15 protein-coding genes are annotated in these 18,420 nt (G+C 36.6%); 10 read left to right on the top strand and 5 right to left on the bottom strand.

The genetic code is table 11. From position 1 onward, the window contains the following. Positions 1–43: 43 nt before the first annotated feature. From BKP57_RS04245 to BKP57_RS04230, 4 genes are all read right to left on the bottom strand, one after another. Positions 44–475, bottom strand: a complete 432-nt coding sequence (locus BKP57_RS04245; protein WP_072741034.1) for a MarR family winged helix-turn-helix transcriptional regulator — start codon at positions 473–475, stop codon at positions 44–46. A 452-nt stretch (positions 476–927) separates the two neighbouring features. Continuing rightward, complete coding sequence (locus BKP57_RS04240) at positions 928–2,079, bottom strand: Ger(x)C family spore germination protein (protein ID WP_072741033.1); 1,152 nt, start codon at positions 2,077–2,079, stop codon at positions 928–930. Between the two features lie 6 nt (positions 2,080–2,085). Further along, on the bottom strand, positions 2,086–3,192 hold the full coding sequence (locus BKP57_RS04235) for a GerAB/ArcD/ProY family transporter (RefSeq protein WP_050350201.1): 1,107 nt from the start codon (positions 3,190–3,192) through the stop codon (positions 2,086–2,088). Between the two features lie 8 nt (positions 3,193–3,200). Next, complete coding sequence (locus BKP57_RS04230) at positions 3,201–4,733, bottom strand: spore germination protein (protein ID WP_232231317.1); 1,533 nt, start codon at positions 4,731–4,733, stop codon at positions 3,201–3,203. A gap of 1,267 nt (positions 4,734–6,000) precedes the next feature. On the opposite strand from BKP57_RS04230, the gene BKP57_RS04225 reads away from it, so the two are divergent. The 5 genes from BKP57_RS04225 to BKP57_RS04205 all read left to right on the top strand — a co-directional run bounded on the left by BKP57_RS04225 (position 6,001) and on the right by BKP57_RS04205 (position 12,710). Further along, the gene (locus BKP57_RS04225) at positions 6,001–7,749 is read left to right on the top strand and encodes an ABC transporter ATP-binding protein (RefSeq protein ID WP_050350203.1); all 1,749 of its coding nucleotides are present in this window, start codon (positions 6,001–6,003) and stop codon (positions 7,747–7,749) included. Continuing rightward, positions 7,749–9,770 (top strand): ABC transporter ATP-binding protein, encoded by a 2,022-nt coding sequence (locus tag BKP57_RS04220; RefSeq protein ID WP_050350204.1) that lies wholly within the window; start codon positions 7,749–7,751, stop codon positions 9,768–9,770. Before BKP57_RS04225 ends, BKP57_RS04220 begins: the two co-directional genes overlap by 1 nt. A gap of 40 nt (positions 9,771–9,810) precedes the next feature. Beyond that, a complete protein-coding gene (locus BKP57_RS04215; protein WP_072741031.1) occupies positions 9,811–10,641 on the top strand; it encodes a trypsin-like peptidase domain-containing protein in 831 nt (276 codons plus the stop codon). A gap of 531 nt (positions 10,642–11,172) precedes the next feature. Continuing rightward, positions 11,173–11,901, top strand: a complete 729-nt coding sequence (sigI, locus tag BKP57_RS04210; protein WP_050350206.1) for an RNA polymerase sigma-I factor — start codon at positions 11,173–11,175, stop codon at positions 11,899–11,901. Next, a complete protein-coding gene (locus BKP57_RS04205) occupies positions 11,898–12,710 on the top strand; it encodes an anti-sigma factor domain-containing protein (protein WP_072741030.1) in 813 nt (270 codons plus the stop codon). The genes sigI and BKP57_RS04205 overlap by 4 nt, the downstream gene beginning before the upstream one ends. A gap of 48 nt (positions 12,711–12,758) precedes the next feature. On the opposite strand, the gene BKP57_RS04200 is transcribed toward BKP57_RS04205, so the two are convergent. Beyond that, positions 12,759–12,995 carry a YhdB family protein gene (locus BKP57_RS04200; RefSeq protein WP_050350208.1) on the bottom strand — a complete coding sequence of 79 codons (237 nt, stop codon included), beginning with the start codon at positions 12,993–12,995 and terminating at the stop codon, positions 12,759–12,761. Positions 12,996–13,159: 164 nt separating this feature from the next. On the opposite strand from BKP57_RS04200, the gene BKP57_RS04195 reads away from it, so the two are divergent. The 5 genes from BKP57_RS04195 (at position 13,160) to map (ending at position 18,329) form a co-directional block, all read left to right on the top strand. Continuing rightward, entirely contained in the window at positions 13,160–13,774 is a 615-nt protein-coding gene (locus tag BKP57_RS04195; protein ID WP_050350209.1) for a YhcN/YlaJ family sporulation lipoprotein, read from the top strand. Positions 13,775–14,166: 392 nt separating this feature from the next. Further along, positions 14,167–15,540 (top strand): dipeptidase, encoded by a 1,374-nt coding sequence (locus tag BKP57_RS04190; RefSeq protein ID WP_072741029.1) that lies wholly within the window; start codon positions 14,167–14,169, stop codon positions 15,538–15,540. A 330-nt stretch (positions 15,541–15,870) separates the two neighbouring features. After that, a complete protein-coding gene (locus BKP57_RS04185) occupies positions 15,871–16,620 on the top strand; it encodes an SDR family NAD(P)-dependent oxidoreductase (RefSeq protein WP_072741028.1) in 750 nt (249 codons plus the stop codon). 193 nt (positions 16,621–16,813) lie between these two features. Then, on the top strand, positions 16,814–16,918 hold the full coding sequence (locus BKP57_RS04180; protein ID WP_072741027.1) for a YjcZ family sporulation protein: 105 nt from the start codon (positions 16,814–16,816) through the stop codon (positions 16,916–16,918). A 649-nt stretch (positions 16,919–17,567) separates the two neighbouring features. After that, complete coding sequence (gene map, locus BKP57_RS04170) at positions 17,568–18,329, top strand: type I methionyl aminopeptidase (RefSeq protein WP_050350213.1); 762 nt, start codon at positions 17,568–17,570, stop codon at positions 18,327–18,329. Positions 18,330–18,420 lie beyond the last annotated feature (91 nt).

Here is an 18,420-nt window from a genome sequence, read left to right as displayed (position 1 = left end):
GCATACTGGTAAAATAAATTGTAAGTCACTTAGGTTGTTTTTTTCATTTTGTTTCCATTAGTAAAGCCAGCTTCTCCAGTGATTGAATAAATGTCTCGATTTCTTCTAATTGGAAATGAGATAAGTAGTACTTAAGCTGCTTTTGTACTTCTGCCTCTGTATAGTCCACTAATTGTTTACCTTGTTCTGTTACATATAAATATACGATGCGGCGATCTTTCTCATCGCGAGATCTTGCTATAAGCTCTTTAGAATACAATCGCTGGATTTGAGCAGACACAGCACTTTTTCCAATCCCGAATGTTGCAGCTATTTCCGTACTTGTACATGGTTCATGCTGCAAGATAAAGTCTAGTGTTAAAAATTGGTCGCTCGTAATCTCGGAATGGATTCGTTCTTTCAAAAGGGAATTAAAGCTTCGATTAATGCTATTCGACGCATCTAGATACCGATCAATCATTAGTTTGAGATCCATGCTCCCACCTCGTGTATAAAATAGTTCGAATGATAAACTATTCATCAATCGAACTATTTTAGCATATCAGTTTCTAATATTAGCTTCAAAGAAAAATGTTTAGGAAGAAGTAATGCTTTTTAGCTTGCACTATAGGAAAATATAAGATTTTTTTGGTTTATAGTATAAGAAAAACAAAGGCTTCCGCCATAAGACTTGGCGACAAGCCAAGTTTTTCTAAAAGAATAAGAAAGTATAAACTTAGGTGCTTATGGATAATGAAATAACCGAATAGTCACGTCCAGCTCCATCGCCCAGCATCTAGGCGACTTTAGAAATGCGCCCTACGATAAGTCATCATCGGTTCGTCACCTCACCGTGATTCCTTTATCTTTAGTTGATTCGTTCCATTCGCTACGTTGCTAAACGGGCGCTTGCGCCTTTGTTCTGTGAAGATGAATTTCGGAATATACTTAACGGACTGCACCGTAATCAACGATATTAACATGAATGTTATAGTCAACTTCAATATCTGGATAAAGTTTATGCCATTCCCCTTTCTTTAATTTTCCATCTGGTGTGTGAATTCGATAGATCTGACCATAACCAAAAGGGTCTGCACCCATTTCCTGTGTTTTTTGAAGCAATCGTTCATACTCCTTTTTTATCTGGTTAGCAATTTCCTTTTCTAAAGCTTTAATCACATCATCATTTTCCAGCGCCAATTCATTGGACAATTCTAAAATATTCATTTGTATTTTAATATCGGTTTTAAATTTAAGCGTTTCTCGTCTAGTCAACCGGGTTTCAGATTTTCCCTTAATTATTTTTCCATTCACGTACAGATGATCTTTTTCATTTCCAGACAATTCTTCTTGCAAATAATCTTGTAAAGATTGCTCTATGGGAATGCCAATATTAAACGGAGTAGACTTAATATTTTTTAAAATAAGGTTAATATATAATGCTTCTTTCAATGATAATGTCCCTGTATAAATATCGTCTTGTAATAATGCGATTTTGCTCAGACTAGGAACGTCACCATCAGCCACACTTATCAATGGTAATACGGGATCTCTTCCAGATTCGAAATACGCATGTGTAAAATCATTAAACTCGACTTTAGGGATACTGTCATTTTCAACTTTTTGTTTAATAAGCCCATTTATAAATAAGCCCACATTAATGCTTGTTGCATTTTGTCCATTCGTCAGAACTTCTTTCGCAGTTTTGTCTGTAACGGCGAGCATAACACGATCAGAGGTTCTAGCATCGCGAGCTAAAGTGTTTAGATACTGCATCACTCCTGTTTTTGCGGTTTCTATTCCGTAAAGCTCTAGGCGAATTTGTCCAGAAGTTAAAGTGAAACTTGTTTTTTCGTTGGCATTTTGTCCAGCTTCTTTGATTGTCTTACCTGTACCGGAGGCAATTTTAGAAATATCTTTCGTTTGTGTATCAAATTGAAAGATGACAAGGGTCGTGTCAATCAATTGCTCGCCTTTTTGTTGTATGAGATCGACGCCTCTTGCATTAATAATCGCTAATTGTTCAATCGGTTTTGTTTCTACACAAGCAGCCAAAACCAGAGAAGACGATAAGAGTAAGAGAAGTACGCGTTTATACATGAGCATTCACCTCTTGTTCCTGTTTGAAAAACCTTTTTTAATAGCAATAATAAGTAATATCAGAAATGGATAAACGTATACAATCCAAAATCCATATTTAGCTATAAGGTTAATAATTGCTTGAATGATATAGTGCTCTTTCGTAAAGATACTGGCGATGATAACAACAATAGCTAGCGTATATAACGTTTTCTTTTGCGGAATATGATAAAGACGCTTTAATCCATAGGTGATTGCCCAGCTAAATAAAATCATATTTGGTAAGGAAACCATCATCCATTCCGCAATAACAATATAATCAAAGCGTTCAATGAATGAAAAGGATTGAATTTTATACAATCCTAATACCGACCATTCTCGGGCATCTATCCCTTCTGGAGTAAAATACCCCAAGACTACAACGGTAGCAATTAATACGGCCATAGAGGAGCAAAAGATGCCAAGATATAGTGGGAACGTTGCTTTTTGCTTGTTTTGTATGAAAGGGTAAAGTATAAATAACAGTTCTATACCAGAAAATGTATAAGACGTCTCTCTTGCCCCTTGAAGTAATTCCGTAATGGATGCTTGAAACATTGGTTGAAAGTGTATCCAATCTATCTCCAAAATTGGTTGAATTAACAGGAATATAAGCCAGTGGGACATAATGAAAAACAGAAAGCACACACCGATAACGACTCGGATACCTCCTAGTACACTATAGACCACGAGGCTAATTAATAGGGCAGCCATAATAACATTGTTTAAGTCTGGAAAAATAAAGATGGTTACAACTTCAATATAGGTAATTAAAATTGTAAACAAATTCAGTACAAAATAAGCAATATAGATGGTTCCTAGTAATTTGCCAATTATATTTCCAAATAAATCAACTTGAATACCAAAGATATCGGCATTTGGATATTGCCTTAAAATCAAAAGCATCACTAATAGAAGCAGACAAAGATAGACAAATGCTATAATTACAGAAATCCATGCATCTCTCTTTGCTGCTTCAAAAATAAGGCGTGGCACCCCCATAATTCCGACACCAATTTGAATGGTTACCACGAAAAAGAACAAATAAAAAGAACGTATTTGCAGATTTGCCTTTATTGGTACATTTACCTTCATACTTACCCCTACTCATCAATATCTTTTTTCTGCTTTGCTTTATTCTTATTAAAACGATATATATCCTTTAAACGGAAAGATGTAAATCGCTTGCTTTGCATATGGTAAGGAAGGCGGTATAAAGTTTTATTTAAATCTTCCCAATTAAACGGGTAAATGGGAGACAAATAGGGCCGCCCCAAAGAAGTTAGTTTCAATAGGTGAATAACTAAAAAGCAAGCACCAAACATAATCCCAATAATTCCTAATAATCCTGCTAAAAGGATCATAGGGAAACGAAGCACTCGTATCGTAGTGCCCATTAAATAGCTTGGAGCAGTAAAGGAGGCAAGAGCACTTAATGTAATGAAAATAATCAAAATGTTACTTGTTAATCCTGCTTGGACTGCTGCAGTACCAACCACAACACCTCCAACGATACCCATCGTTTGTCCCACTTTAGTTGGTAACCGGGCACCAGCCTCCCGTAAAAGTTCAATTAGTAATTCCAATAATATTGCTTCAAATATAGGTGGGAATGGGACGTTAGCTCTGGATTGCCCAAGTGATATAAGTAACGGAGTCGGAATTAACTCATAATGATAAGTGACGATAGCTACATAAAAAGGTGTTAATAAAACCGATATAATCATCGCTACAAAACGAAGAATCCGGAAGAAAGAGCCGATATTCCACCGCATATATAAATCTTCTGTCGATTCAAAAAAGCTAAATAAGCTAACCGGCGCGATAATACCAGTTGGACTATTATCGACTAGAACGCCTATTCTTCCCTTGGAGATAGAATAAGTAAAACGATCGGGAAGCTCTGTTTCATAAAACTGCGGGAAAATACTTGGCGAGTGATCTTCAATTAATTGTATTAACACAGAGCTATCTTCTATTTCATCCACATCTAATTCTTTTAAGCGTTGCCGCATTGTACGAATGTCATCCTGATTAGCGATAGTTTTTAAATAGGTTAACCGTACTTCTTTTGGCGCTCTTTTGCCGATAGTGATTTTTTCTAGGACAAGATCACTCGATAAAATACTATTTCTAATTAAATTCATATTCGTTGTGAGCGACTCCGTGAAAGCTATTTGTGGACCAAGCACGACAGATTCAGTCTCTGCTGTGGATAAATCTCTTTTCTCTTCCTTTAGCATGGGAAAAGCAATTGCTTCTGCGTTGTTCTCAATATAAATCACTACATTTCCTGTCAACATTCGCTTTAATATGTCATCTAAGCGGTTTTCTGCTTTGCCAGAACTTAAGGGAGTATGGTAAAGGAGAAAGTCAGACGTTAATATTTGTTTACTATCGAGAGCTGGCTTCAAAAGAGAGGCTTCCAGTTTATTGGTATCAATTAAATAAGGAATATAGAATACAGCAAACCGCTGATTTTGCTGATGATATATGGAATAACTAAAGTCTGTATCATTATGGATATGTTTCTTTAGGCGATCCTGTAACGTTTCAAGCTTTGCAGGGAAAATAGGAGCTTGTCGTTTTCTCTTATTCATTCTTCTCATAGCAACCTCCCGAAACACGATTGTCATTCATCATATAAAAACAAGCTAGCTTTTACTTCACAAGTTCATAAAAATAAGAAGGAATCTTGCTTTGTTTTAAGGTCCGCAGGATTCCTAGACGAAGAAATATAAGTGGGAGAGACCGACATTTAAGTGCCCGATCAAAGGCCTTTAGGTCATCCTAAAACCAGCGGGGGACGACAGAAAATCCACTGATTAAAGTTTCACTTTATAAGATAATAAAGTATAAAATGAGGTGCTTGTGGATAACGAAATAACCGAATAGCCACATCCGGCGCATGAGCCCAGCAACGATGCGACTTTAGAAATGCGCCCTACGATAAGGCCTCATCGGTTCGTCGCTAAGAGGAAGGCCGACTAAAAACGGGCTTGCCGCTCAGGCGTCGGCATACCCCTGTTTTAGTGGCATGATTCCTAAATCTTTAGTTGATTCGTTCCATTCGCTACGTTGCTAAACGGGCGCTTGCACCTTTATTCTTAATTAGTATCTGTAATCCATGCATTTTTTATCCATGCAAAAGAGGCATTCTTCCATCCGCGTGTAATTCAACAAAGCTGACTATTTAAAAAGGAGCAGTGACATAAGCTCTACTAAAAAACCGAATATCTTTTAGAAAAAAACAAATGTGAAAAAATATATTGACTTTAAATTTTTATCCATTTATAATTAGTTAAAACTGGAAGGGAGGTCACAATAATGCAAAAGCTATCAATCAAACAACAAAACAACATATTTATTTATTTGTGGCCTCAAGCGGAAGCTTTTTAAAATGAATTTGTAAATTTATTTATCATGAAAGGTCACGTATATCTGTGACCTTTTAATGTGTAAAAGTGTATTCGTATGCTTTTTGAAAAATGCGCATTCGTCAGAGATGAATGCGCATTTTTTGTGTGAAATGATATAAAGTGAATTTTCAATCAGTTTGGCTTTCATCGCCCACTGATTGTTAGAGGAACGGATCAAGCATTTAGGTGCTGTTATCTCCCGCTTAAACTATGTTGCAGTACAGATTATCCAACTCCTGAAGTGGGAATCTTACAGCTCCTTATATGTGGGATAAATTTCCGGCTCCAAGAAAAATTCACTTGTTCTAAATGGCAAATGAAGCTAGAAGGTCATCTAGTTGTTGCAACTGATAATTCCTATAGTGAAAAAAATTGGAATTATCCATTCATTTAAAAAGTTTATGGAAAAATTTCGTTTGAGGTAAGACAATGCTATAAAAAGCAGTGCCACGACAGCAATATTAAGAAGGAAAAGAGGTATTCTATGTTTCGAGTTTTTAATAAATTGAATTGGTTTTTTACGTATTATTGGAAACGCTATGTTTTAGCTATTGTATCGCTAATTGTCGCAAGCGCTATTGGGCTGATCCCACCTAAAATAGCAGGCTATACGATTGATCATATCCAATTCGAAACATTAACAGCGCAATTGTTGACTGCGATTATTGTTGGTTATGCGCTATTAATTATTATCCATTATTCGATTTCGTTTCTATGGGATTACACGTTGTTTAGTGGGGCCGTCATATTAGAAAAGTGGATGCGCAGTAAGCTGATGCAGCACTTTCTGGAGATGACCCCAACATTTTTTAGTAAATATCGCACGGGAGATTTGATGGCCCGCAGTACAAATGATTTAAAGGCAATTAGCTTAACAGCTGGCTTTGGTGTGCTAACGCTTGTAGATTCAAGTATTTTTATGTTGATGATTATTGCCATGATGGGTTTTACTATTAGCTGGCAATTAACATTCGCTGCACTTATTCCATTGCCGATAATGGCAATTGTTATGAATAAATATGGGGCAGCTATTCATGAGCGATTTTCAAAAGCACAAGCAGCATTTGGAGAGATGAATAATGAAGTGCTAGAGTCGATAAAAGGTGTTCGCGTTATTCGAGCATTTGTTCAAGAAAAGCAAGATGCAAAGCGATTTCTACAGCGAACAACAGATGTATATGATAAAAATATTGCTGTCGCAAAAATTGATGCATTATTTGAGCCAACGATGAAAATTTTAGTTGGATTATCCTATACGATTGGACTCGGATATGGTGCATTTCTCGTTTTTGAAAATGTCCTGACGCTAGGTGATTTAGTTACGTTTAATGTCTATTTAGGAATGCTGATCTGGCCTATGTTTGCAGTAGGAGAGTTAATTAATGTATTACAACGTGGAAATGCGTCGTTGGATCGTGTAAACCATATATTAAATTATGAAGCCGATGTAACAGATCGAAATGTCTCTGCACATGTGAAAGCGATAGAGTCTGTCACATTTAACAATGTATCATTCTCCTACCCAAACACAGATAAAAACCAATTACATCAGGTATCTTTTCAATTAAAACAGGGAGAAACGCTTGGAGTGGTAGGGAAAACAGGAGCAGGGAAAACCACATTATTTAAACTGCTGTTACGGCAATATCCTGGAGTCAAAGGAGAAATGAACATATCTGGAGTGAATATAAATAATCTTTCTTTAGACAGAATCCGTTCCTGGATTGGTTATGTTCCACAGGATCAAATGATGTTCTCCAAAACCATTCGAGAAAATATTCAGTTTGGCAAGGAGGATGCAACCGATGAAGAAATTTTTCGTGTTATGGAGCTAGCCCATTTCCTGGACGATATGAAACAACTCCCATATGGGTTAGATACACAAGTTGGAGAAAGCGGGGTTACTTTATCGGGCGGACAGAAACAAAGGGTTGCCTTAGCAAGAGCGTTTATTAAAAATCCAGAGCTTCTTATTTTAGATGATTCTTTATCAGCAGTAGACGGGAAAACGGAAGCGAAAATTCTAGAACATTTGCGTAAAGAGAGGCAAGCTAAAACGACCATTATTGCTGCCCATCGCTTATCTGCCGTAACACATGCAGATCATATTATTGTACTTTCCGATGGTGAAATTGCCGAACGAGGAACTCATGACCAATTAATGCAGCAACAAGGCTGGTATTACAACCAATATGTACAACAGCAACTTCAGGATATGGAGGTGACGCCATAATGTCTACAGAAAAACGACTGGTTGCATACGCCTTTCCATTTAAAAAGCAAATTTTGATTGGTTTATTATGCTTAATCATCGCCGTAGCACTTGAGCTTGCAGGTCCGCTTATTGCCAAAAAGGTGATTGATGAACATGTTTTAGGCATAGAGGGGACTTGGGATCATGTTACAGAACGGGATGACCGTTATACCGTGACGTATCAAAATAAATATTATAAGCGCTCTGATCGGATCGGGGGCAATGACGATGTTATCGGTGAAACAATCACGATTTTAGCAGTAGGTTCAAGCTATTATATGATAAATGACAAAGTACCACTTAAAGGGGAAAGAGAGATTCAAGACGGGTTGCTTACTGTAAAAACTGTTCAAGAACAATGGCAATTTACCGCTGATAAACTGTCAATATCAGAAATTTATCCGTTCTTTAAACCGGAGCAAATGCCTATTCTTTATTTGCTAGGGTTATATGTAGGATTACTAATTATTGCTGGTTTCTTTCAGTTTTATCAGACATTTTTGTTGCAAAAAGCGTCCAATCAAATTGTCAAAAAAATGCGTAATGATTTATTTGCTCATACACAGCGTATTCCGATTAATTATTTCGTAGATCAGCCTGCTGGTAAAATTGTTGCTAGAATTACCAATGATACAGAAGCAATTCGTGATTTATACGAACGAGTGCTATCCATTATTGTTACGAGTGTTATTTATATGGCTGGTATATTTATTGCCTTATTCATATTGGATGCACAGCTTGCATTATGGTGTTTGTTATTAATTCCGCTCATTTGGGGTTGGATGAAATTGTATAAGCACTTTGGTACAAAGTACAATCAAGTTATTCGCTCAACAATAAGTGAGATTAACGGTAATATTAACGAAGCAATACAAGGAATGCCTATTATCCAAGCATTTCAAAGAGAAAAAAAGACGAAACAAGACTTTGAAACGTTGAACCATCGCCATTTTATTTATCAACGAAAGCTAGTAAAATTAAGTGCTTTAACGTCTTATAACTTGGTAACTGTATTTCGAAATATCGCGTTTGTTGGCTTCATCTGGTATTTCGGTTCAGCCTCATTGGAACCGACAAGTGCTATATCGATTGGATTGCTATACGCATTTACCGACTATTTAACCCGGTTATTTGAACCTGTAACAGATATTGTTAACCAACTACCTTTAATTGAGCAAGCACGTGTGGCAGGAAGCCGTGTATTTACCTTATTGGACCACAAAGGGGAAGATGTAGTCGACGAAAAAATAGCACGTTATCGAGGACATATTCAATTTGATCGTGTATCGTTTGCTTATAATGAGGGAGATGATGTGCTGCGAAATTTATCCTTTGAAATAAAACCAGGAGAAACGGCGGCATTTGTAGGTCATACAGGTTCCGGAAAAAGTTCCATTATGAATGTGTTATTCCGTTTTTACGATCCGCAACAAGGAACAATAACAATTGATGGCTATTCCACCAGGGAGTGGTCTCGGCAGCAAACTCGGAGTCATATGGGGATTGTGCTACAAGATCCATTTTTATTTTCAGGAACCATTTTATCCAATGTAACGATGAACGATCCTAACATTTCTATTGACAAAGCAAAACAAGCGTTAAAAGCTGTCGGAGCTGATTCGTTCATTGAGAAATTACCAAATCAGTATAATGAAGAGGTTGGTGAAGGCGGAACAACTTTCTCTTTAGGCGAGCGTCAGTTGATTTCTTTTGCACGAGCGCTTGCTTTTGACCCAGCTATTCTGATTTTAGATGAAGCGACTGCAAATATTGACACAGAGACAGAAACGATTATTCAAAAAGCATTAGAGGTTCTAAAAATAGGTCGGACAACATTAGTTATTGCACACAGATTGTCAACAATTCAGCAAGCGGATACCATTTTTGTACTGGACCATGGTACGATAAAAGAGATGGGAAATCATAACACTCTCATGCAAGCAAAAGGAAGTTATTATCAAATGTATCAAATGCAACAAAGTAATAAGTCTGCTGTGTAGCATTCAATCATTCATTTATACGGGGTGGACGGGGTGGCTTATGGATAATGAAAAGCAACAAAAGCGGGACGTTATAGATGAAGATTTATACGAAGAAATAGACGAAGAAGAACTTTATGCACTCGTACAGGAGGAAAGGGAAAAAGCGCTGGCAAGGGCAAAGGAAGAGAAGGAGAATAAGCAGTCAAAACGTCCATTTCCTAAATGGATGTTTTGGCTGATTGCCTTTATTCTTTTATTCAATGTTGCTGCTCTTATTCCTCGAACGTTTTCTATTCCAGCCATTGATTTCTTATTTACGTCGGCTAAGTTATCGTTGCAGGATGATATACAAGCTTACAAACAAGCAGTGGTAACGATTGAAACAACGGACTCAAAAGGAACAGGTTTTTCCATTTCTTCCGATGGCGTGATTTTAACCAATCACCATGTTGTGGAAGGAGAAGAAAACGTTACTGTAGCTTTTTCAGACAATGGTTTATTTGAAGCGGAAGTGAAAGAAGTATATCCTTCCGTCGATTTAGCTGTTTTGCAAACAAATGCCAAAAATGTACCGTTTCTGGAATTAGCAGATGAGGCTGTTATTGAACGAGATCAACCGATTCGTTTTATTGGGAATCCATTAAATTTTAATGGCATTGCTAATGAAGGAACTATCATTGACTATACATTACTTACTTCTTGGGAGGAAGAAGTCGTCATGATAAAAGCTCCTGTATATCGAGGGAATAGCGGCAGCCCAGTATTGAATGAAGCCGGTAAAGTAATTGGGATTATTTTTGCAACTCTCGATCATAAAAAGCATGGGCGAGTAGGCTTATTTTATCCAATCGATTATTACTATAAGTATACAACAAGCAGTGGACGATGAAATAATTCTCGCCACTGCTTGTTGTTTCATTTGGCTGATTTTTTTATCGCATATAGGAGGTAAAATATAGACCGAACAGAAGAATAACCAAAAAAAGCAGTAAATATTAGAGTTAGTATTATAAAGGGTATTCTCAATATATTTTTCACAAATAGATAAGCTAATAGTCGTAGGTATATTTTACCCGAAGACATTACGTTGTTTTTATTACATAATAGAAATAAGGTAGTCATGTTTATTTAAACAAATTGTAACGATTTTGTGATAGCCAGTAGACAATCTATACGTTAATATATAGTGACTTGATTTTTAGTAAATTTTTGTGGAAACAGCAAAAATTGTCGTAAATTGTTTCCGCTTATTTGGATTGATGACAAGCGTTTGATAATTTATATATAAAGATGGTGAACACATCGTGAAAGTTATAAATGTTTTATATGATAATGAAGTACGAATAAATGAAGCTCATAATACACCCAAAAACAGATATCAAATAACGAAAATTATAATGACTAGGGGAGGTTCTTATTCATGTTAAGGCATTTGGAAAACGACCTGCCCCTTGAAGACTTGATTGCATTAGCTCAAGAAGGTGATCAATCAGTTCAGAATTATTTACTTAAAACATATCAGCCTTTTATTGCTAAGTGTGTGTCGGAAGTCTGTAAGCGATACATAGACACAACAAAAGACGATGAATTTAGCATTGGACTTTCGGCGTTTAATGAGGCCATTATTTCGTATAATCGAGAAAGGGGGAGTTCTTTTTTAGCTTTCGCTAAACTAGTTATCAAAAGAAAAGTGATTGATTATATTAGGTATACACAAAAAAGTCCTGCAGCAATATCATTGGATGAAACGTATGACATTGAATTGATGGAAAACCCAACAGAAATTATTGCTGCAAAGCAACAGTATCAGTTGGCGCAGGATTCATGGTACCGAAAGCAAGAGATTCTTGATTTTAAAGAGAAATTAAAAGAATATAAACTGAGTTTAGCTGAATTGACGGAAGTTGCGCCGAAACATCGAGATGCACGCGAAACAGCAATTCGCACGGCTATAACGTTGTATGAAGATGAGCAATTAAGGGGTTATGTTTTAGCTAAACGTAAGCTGCCAATTAAGCAACTTGTTAAAAAAGTGGAGATCAGTAAAAAGACGATAGAGAGAAACAGAAAATATATTTTAGCTATTTTTATTGTGCTTAAAGAGGATTATTTGTATCTAAAGGATTATTTAAAGGTGGTGAGGCAGTGAATAAAGGGATCATCATGGAACAGCGCCGCAAGTATATGGTTGTATTGACAAAAGACGGCGCTTTTTACAAGGCTATGCCAATAAAAGGCGTAGATATAGGCATGGAGGTTATTTTTGAACCGTTTTCAAAACGAAAAAAATCCATGTTACTACATCGAAAGAAGGATTACAGTAGTTTTTTAAGTTTTTTTGCTTTTATAAGTATGATTTTATTTTTTGTCCTTCCATTTTGCTTTATTACTGAGAATAATAAAGTCTATGCATATGTTGGCGTTCATTTGAACCCTAGTATTGAATTTGAATTGAACCAAGATTTAAATGTGCAATCTATCCGAACAACAACTCATGAAGCTGAACAGTTGACGAAACAATTGATGAATTATAAAGATCAACATTTGACAGATGTAATTCGACGAATTATGGAAAAAACAGAAGAAGCTGGATTTACAAATAAACAAAAACATATGATTGTTGGAATTAGCTCATTACAAGAGGAAGATGCAAATCTTATTGAGTCTATTAGGCAGGAGCTTTATCCTCAACCATCCGATTGGGAAATAACTACTGTTTATGTCCCAAATGAAATTAGAAATTTAGCAGAGGCACGAGAGATATCGATGGATGAGTTGATGGCAAAGACAATTATGGAAGAAGAGCCTGGGCTTTATAATTCCTCAAACATTGAAATGAACATGGATGACAAAGATAAGGCACTTATACAATCTTTTTATAATTCTGAAATCAATCATCCGTCAAGCGTTTCAGATGATAGAGGAAATAAGCAAAGTCATTCCACCTTTTTGGAATGAAAAAGTAGATCAACGAAAAAAGATGCTGTTTAAAAAACAGCATCTTTTTTATAGCTTCATGATGGTCGAAGGTTCGTACTTCATGGCATGATCTAAATAGTAAAGCAGATTATCATGCGATTCCATGATTTTTCGCTCATCTGGTGAATAATGAAAAGCATGCAAGAACAACTGTATTTTCTTGGATAGGATATCATCGTTTGTTCGAACCATGAGTACGAGCAAGTCATCCCAGCATCCCCAAAGCGTATAGTAAAGTGCTTTATCATAGTCAGGTATATCCATATTTCCCCTCCTTAAACATGTAAGGGTTACTTATAGCATTCCCGTATTATATATATATTGTCTGAAACAAAAATGGTGTATTTGCCATAAAAAGGTGCTATCGCTACGTATAATCCTATTTGTTTGCTTCATACTAAGGGCAAAACAAAGGAGGTATAACATACATGAAAATCAAATTATTTTCCTTCATTGCTGTTCTTGGGTTGGTATTAGCTGGATGCATGAATGCCGATGACAATAATAATGGAAATGAAAATGCTGACGATAATGTGGAACAAACGAGATATAATAATAACACTGGAGAAGGAATGACAGGCGACCGTGATTACGATATGACAAGACCTGCTGAACGGGACCAAGAAAATAACAATAATGCCAATCGTTATGAGGTTTCTAAAGAATCGGCCGAAAGAATTACGGAAGAAATTGACGAGATTGATACCGCATATGTATTAACAATGGATAACAATGCATATGTTGCTGCTGGATTAGATACGAATGATACCAATGTAGAAAACAAAAACACTGGAAACAATACAGCGAATAACACGAACAATGTTGATAAGGGAAATGAACTGACAGATGATGTGAAATCACGAGTAAAACAAATTGTACAATCTGTTGACGCAGATATTGACAACGTTTATGTCTCTACAAACCCTGACTTTCTAAACTTAACACAAAATTACGCAAATGATGTGGAAAATGGTGAACCTGTTGAAGGTTTTTTTGAACAGTTTGGAAATATGGTAGAACGAATTTTTCCACAAAATCGTTAATGTCAATACGAGTAAATCTCTGAAACATATACTGAGATTTACTCGTTTTTTAGTTAATCATTTTTTAGAAGTGAAGCTGTGACTTTATCCCGTATAAGGTGCTGTAAGACTCCCACTTCAGGAGTTGGATAATCTGTACTGCAACAAGTCTAAGTGGGAGATAACAGCACCTAAATACCCTGTTTCGTAAGAGGTCTTTAGTTCATCTAACAATCCGTGGATGATGAATGAAAACCTCCACTAATTGAAGATTCACTTTATCAGTAAGGAAAATTGCCCGGGAAATTTTTTAGACTAAATTCTGAGTTTACCGAATAGATATATTAGCTTTAGCAAAAGTAAAGACATATGCTAAAATATATACATACAAACATATCGTAGGAGGTTCCATTATGAGTGAACAAGTGTTGCGTTATTTACAAACAAATCGAGATAACTTACTTGAAAAGCTTGCTAACTTTTTGAAAATTCCGAGCGTAAGCACCGATAGTAATCATCAACAAGATATTGAAAAAGCAGCAAATTTTATTGTTACATATTTACATGAAATAGGCTTTGATTTAGCTGAGAAACAGCCAACGAATAATTATCCTCTTGTATATGCAGAATACAATGGTGCTGGTCCAGAAGCACCAACTGTTTTATTTTATGGTCATTATGATGTACAACCAGCAGACCCACTTGAACTTTGGAAAAGCGATCCATTTCAACCGGAAGTCAGAGATGGCAGATTGTATGCACGAGGTGCAAGTGATGATAAAGGCCAAGTATTTATGCATCTTGCCGTATTTGAAGCATTTTTAAAAACAGAAGGAAAATTGCCATTAAACGTGAAAGTGTGTATTGAAGGGGAAGAAGAGATTGGCAGTGAGAGTTTGTATGAAATATTGCATGCAAAAAAGGAACAATTCGCAGCAGATTTTGCTGTAATTTCTGATTCGGGGATGGTTGCTAAAAATCAGCCAACCATTTTGTATGGCTTAAAAGGCTTTACCGGTTTAGAAATAACAGTAACTGGTCCTGATCATGATTTACACTCTGGCATGTATGGCGGGGCAATTCGCAATCCAATTATGGCATTAAGCCATATTTTAGCTTCCATGAAGGATAAGGAAGAAGTCGTTACAGTAGAAGGGTTTTATGATGGTGTAGAACCTTTAACAGACGATGAACGAGCAATGATGGCTAATGCACCTAGTGAAGATTTTGCTAAAGCAGCTGGTGTAGATCAAACCGTTTCTGAGAAAGGCTATACTGCAGTTGAACATACGATGGGGCGGCCAACCTTTGAAGTAAATGGAATATTTGGTGGATACCAGGGAGAAGGTACAAAAACCATTATTCCTTCTACAGCTACGGCTAAGATTACTTGTCGGTTAGTGCCTGGACAAGATCCAGAAAACGTGCAGCAATTATTAGAGGATCACATCATGAAAACTGCACCAGCTGGTGTCAAGGTTCATGTAGAAAAAGAGAAATTAGCTGCTAAAGCATATAAAGTAGAGCCTGACCATCCATTAATAAAAAAGGCAGCAGAAGCTTATTCAAAAGCTTTCCAAGCCGAAACAGTATATGTACGGATGGGAGGATCTATCCCAGTAGTGGAATGGATTCAAGCGTTGTATGGTATGCCAATTGTCTTATTAGGCTTTGGAACCCCAGAGGATCGTTTGCATTCCCCTAATGAAAGCTTTCCATTAGACAGTTTCGATAAAGGTATGGAGACGATAGTCTATTATTGGCAAGCGGTTGGTAATCAGGAATAAAAATCTTCTACATTTTTTTGGCAAAATCAAAACAAAGTTAAAAAACCACTCGCAGTCTTGGATATTTAACAATGTGATCGATTATTTTTAGCTCACAGAAAATTAAAGCGCGCATTACTTACCACCGCACGTAACGGGTAGTAAAAGTCGATCCTATGAGGCTAAACGAAGAGGGTAAGCGGAGGCTAACTGCAAGTCGAATGCCCGGTTCTGTTTAGTGACCCTTTTAGGGGAAACCCTTGCGACACTAAACAATCAGTAGGGATGAAAGAGAATTCCTACTGATTGAAGTTTATTGAAGTTTCACTTTAAACATGGAGGGGAATAAATATGCGTTATGCAATTGTCACAGGTGCTTCAAAGGGGTTAGGAAAAGAAGTAGCTAAGCTGTTATTAAGCCATGGCATTCATGTGATCGGTATTTCAAGAAGTACTACACTTGATTTGAACGCAAATGCCGCTGCAAATGAAGTTACTTACCAAGGCATTGCTTATGATCTAGGAAACGTAGAGAAACTAGAGGAGCTCATGGAAACGATTGTTACGGATTTGATAAATGACGATGTAAGTGGACTCTATCTCGTAAATAATGCAGCAGTTATTGAACCAATTGACCAAGGAGTCAACATTTCCCCCGCTTCATTAGCTTACCATTTTCAAGTAAATGCAGTAGCACCGATGGCATTAACTAATTTATGCTTACAGTATGCCAATAAAAAAGGAATTCCTATGGTTGGTTTAACGGTTACATCTGGTGCCGCAGAAAAACCAATGTTTGGTTGGACAGCTTATTGCAGTTCAAAAGCAAGTATTAATATGTATATAAAAACGATTGCGAAAGAGCAAGACAGTGCAAATCATAAAATTATTGCCTTTAGTCCGGGCATTATGGATACCGAGATGCAAGAGAAAATCCGTTCAAGTGAAAAATCTGCGTTTCAGGCAGTGGATACGTTTAAAGCATATCAAGAGAATAACCAATTGCAACAAACGGAAGAAATTGCCCGCATTGCAGTGAGAATTATGCTGCAAGATGATGCAGAAAATGGAAAAATATATTATGCAAGAGATTATCTGTAAAAGAAATCATTGTTTGAAAAGTCACTGTAAGAAATATTTTCGAGTTTTAAAAATGACACCGGCTATAATAGCGAAGTGTATTTTTGAACAGGTTTTTCCATGCAGGAGAAATCGCCCATATCTTTTCGTTTCTCTCCCATTTTTGCTTCCTTCGCATATGATACATTAGTCAGCAAAAGAGGAGGGGAGCTGAATGAGTAAAGAAGGCTACAACTATGGTGGAGGTTTCGCCTTATTGGTTGTACTATTTATTTTATTGATTATTATTGGTACTGCTTATACAGGATATGGGTATTAGATAAAAATGCAGAGGCACTCTCTGCATTTTTTAATGTATTAGCTACGTCTATATGATTTCCACCAAAAAGAAACAAACCCTTCATGTTACTGGGATGAAAAGAATTATCCACAGAGATCATTGGAATATTCTAATATTTCGGGGAAATATGCTTGTAGTAGTTAGGGAGAATTAACGGATGCAATTGACATATAGGAAGAAAACACAAGGTGAGATTAGTTCCCATATACTTGATGGACTATATGTTTTTCTAATTCGTTTTAGAATTGCACTGTTTATGATAAACTTTTATATGGGTGAGAAACAAGGAACACAAGGAGTGGAGTATTTTCCACATATTTTTTCCCAACTTTTAATAACTAGTTAAAACATATAATTCTAAAGTACGATTTTATTCCGAATGTAAGGTACCGTAAGTTTCCATTTTAGGATTGTAGAAGATACAAAGATGTCTGAGAGGGGACAATTGCCCTAAATTCCTCAAAGGGGGTCTTTAGGTTCAACTCTTATGGTACTAATATTCGTTAGGGTAAGCAGGAACACTCTATGGAATGCAGTTCACTATATTGTTGTAATCGTACTTTCGATAGTTGTATTCATGCAAAATTGTTTTACTATCCAAAGACAGACAGGAAAGAGAGGCGTTTTTATGATAACCAGAAAAAGTAAACGGGAAATAGAAAAAATGCAGGCAGCTGCTGATGTTTTAGTAAAGTGTCACAAAGAAATTGCAAGAATGATTAAGCCTGGTATTACGACGATGGAGATCGATTCATTTACAGAAAAATTTTTAGAAAAGCACGGCGCAATCCCAGAGCAAAAAGGCTATAATGGCTATCCTTATGCAATTTGTGCTTCTATTAATGATGAAATCTGTCACGGATTTCCACGTCATGAAAAGCTAAAAGATGGTGATATTGTAACGATTGATATGGTCGTAAATTTAGATGGAGGGCTTGCAGACTCTGCGTGGACGTATGCAGTTGGGAATGTAGATGAAAAAGGGCTACGTTTAATGGAAGTAACAAAAACGTCCTTGTATAAAGGAATAGAGCAAGCACGTGCAGGAAATCGAATTGGTGATATTGGCCATGCCATTCAGCAATATGCTGAAGGAGAAGGGTTTTCAGTTGTGCGCGATTTTACTGGTCATGGTATCGGACCAACGCTTCATGAAGACCCGCACATCCCTCATTTTGGTTTGCCTAATAAAGGGTTGCGATTAAAAGAAGGCATGGTAATTACGATTGAACCAATGATTAATGAAGGTAGCTGGCATAGTCAAATGGACAGTAATAATTGGACTGCAAGAACCATTGATCAAGGGCGCTCCGCACAATATGAGCATACCATAGTAATCACAAAAGATAAGCCAATTATACTTACGGATCAAGATAAGGAAAAGGAATAGCAGATCTTTGTGAGCTTATTTTTTCCATAAAAAGGAGAGCTGGTCATGTAAATGAAGCCCTCCTTTTTATTCCGTATATAAGGAGCTGTAA

It is taken from the genome of Virgibacillus sp. 6R (genome assembly GCF_001895305.1).
GTDB classification, from domain to species: Bacteria; Bacillota; Bacilli; order Bacillales; family Amphibacillaceae; genus Virgibacillus; species Virgibacillus pantothenticus.
This window is presented reverse-complemented; position numbering and strand designations above follow the sequence as displayed.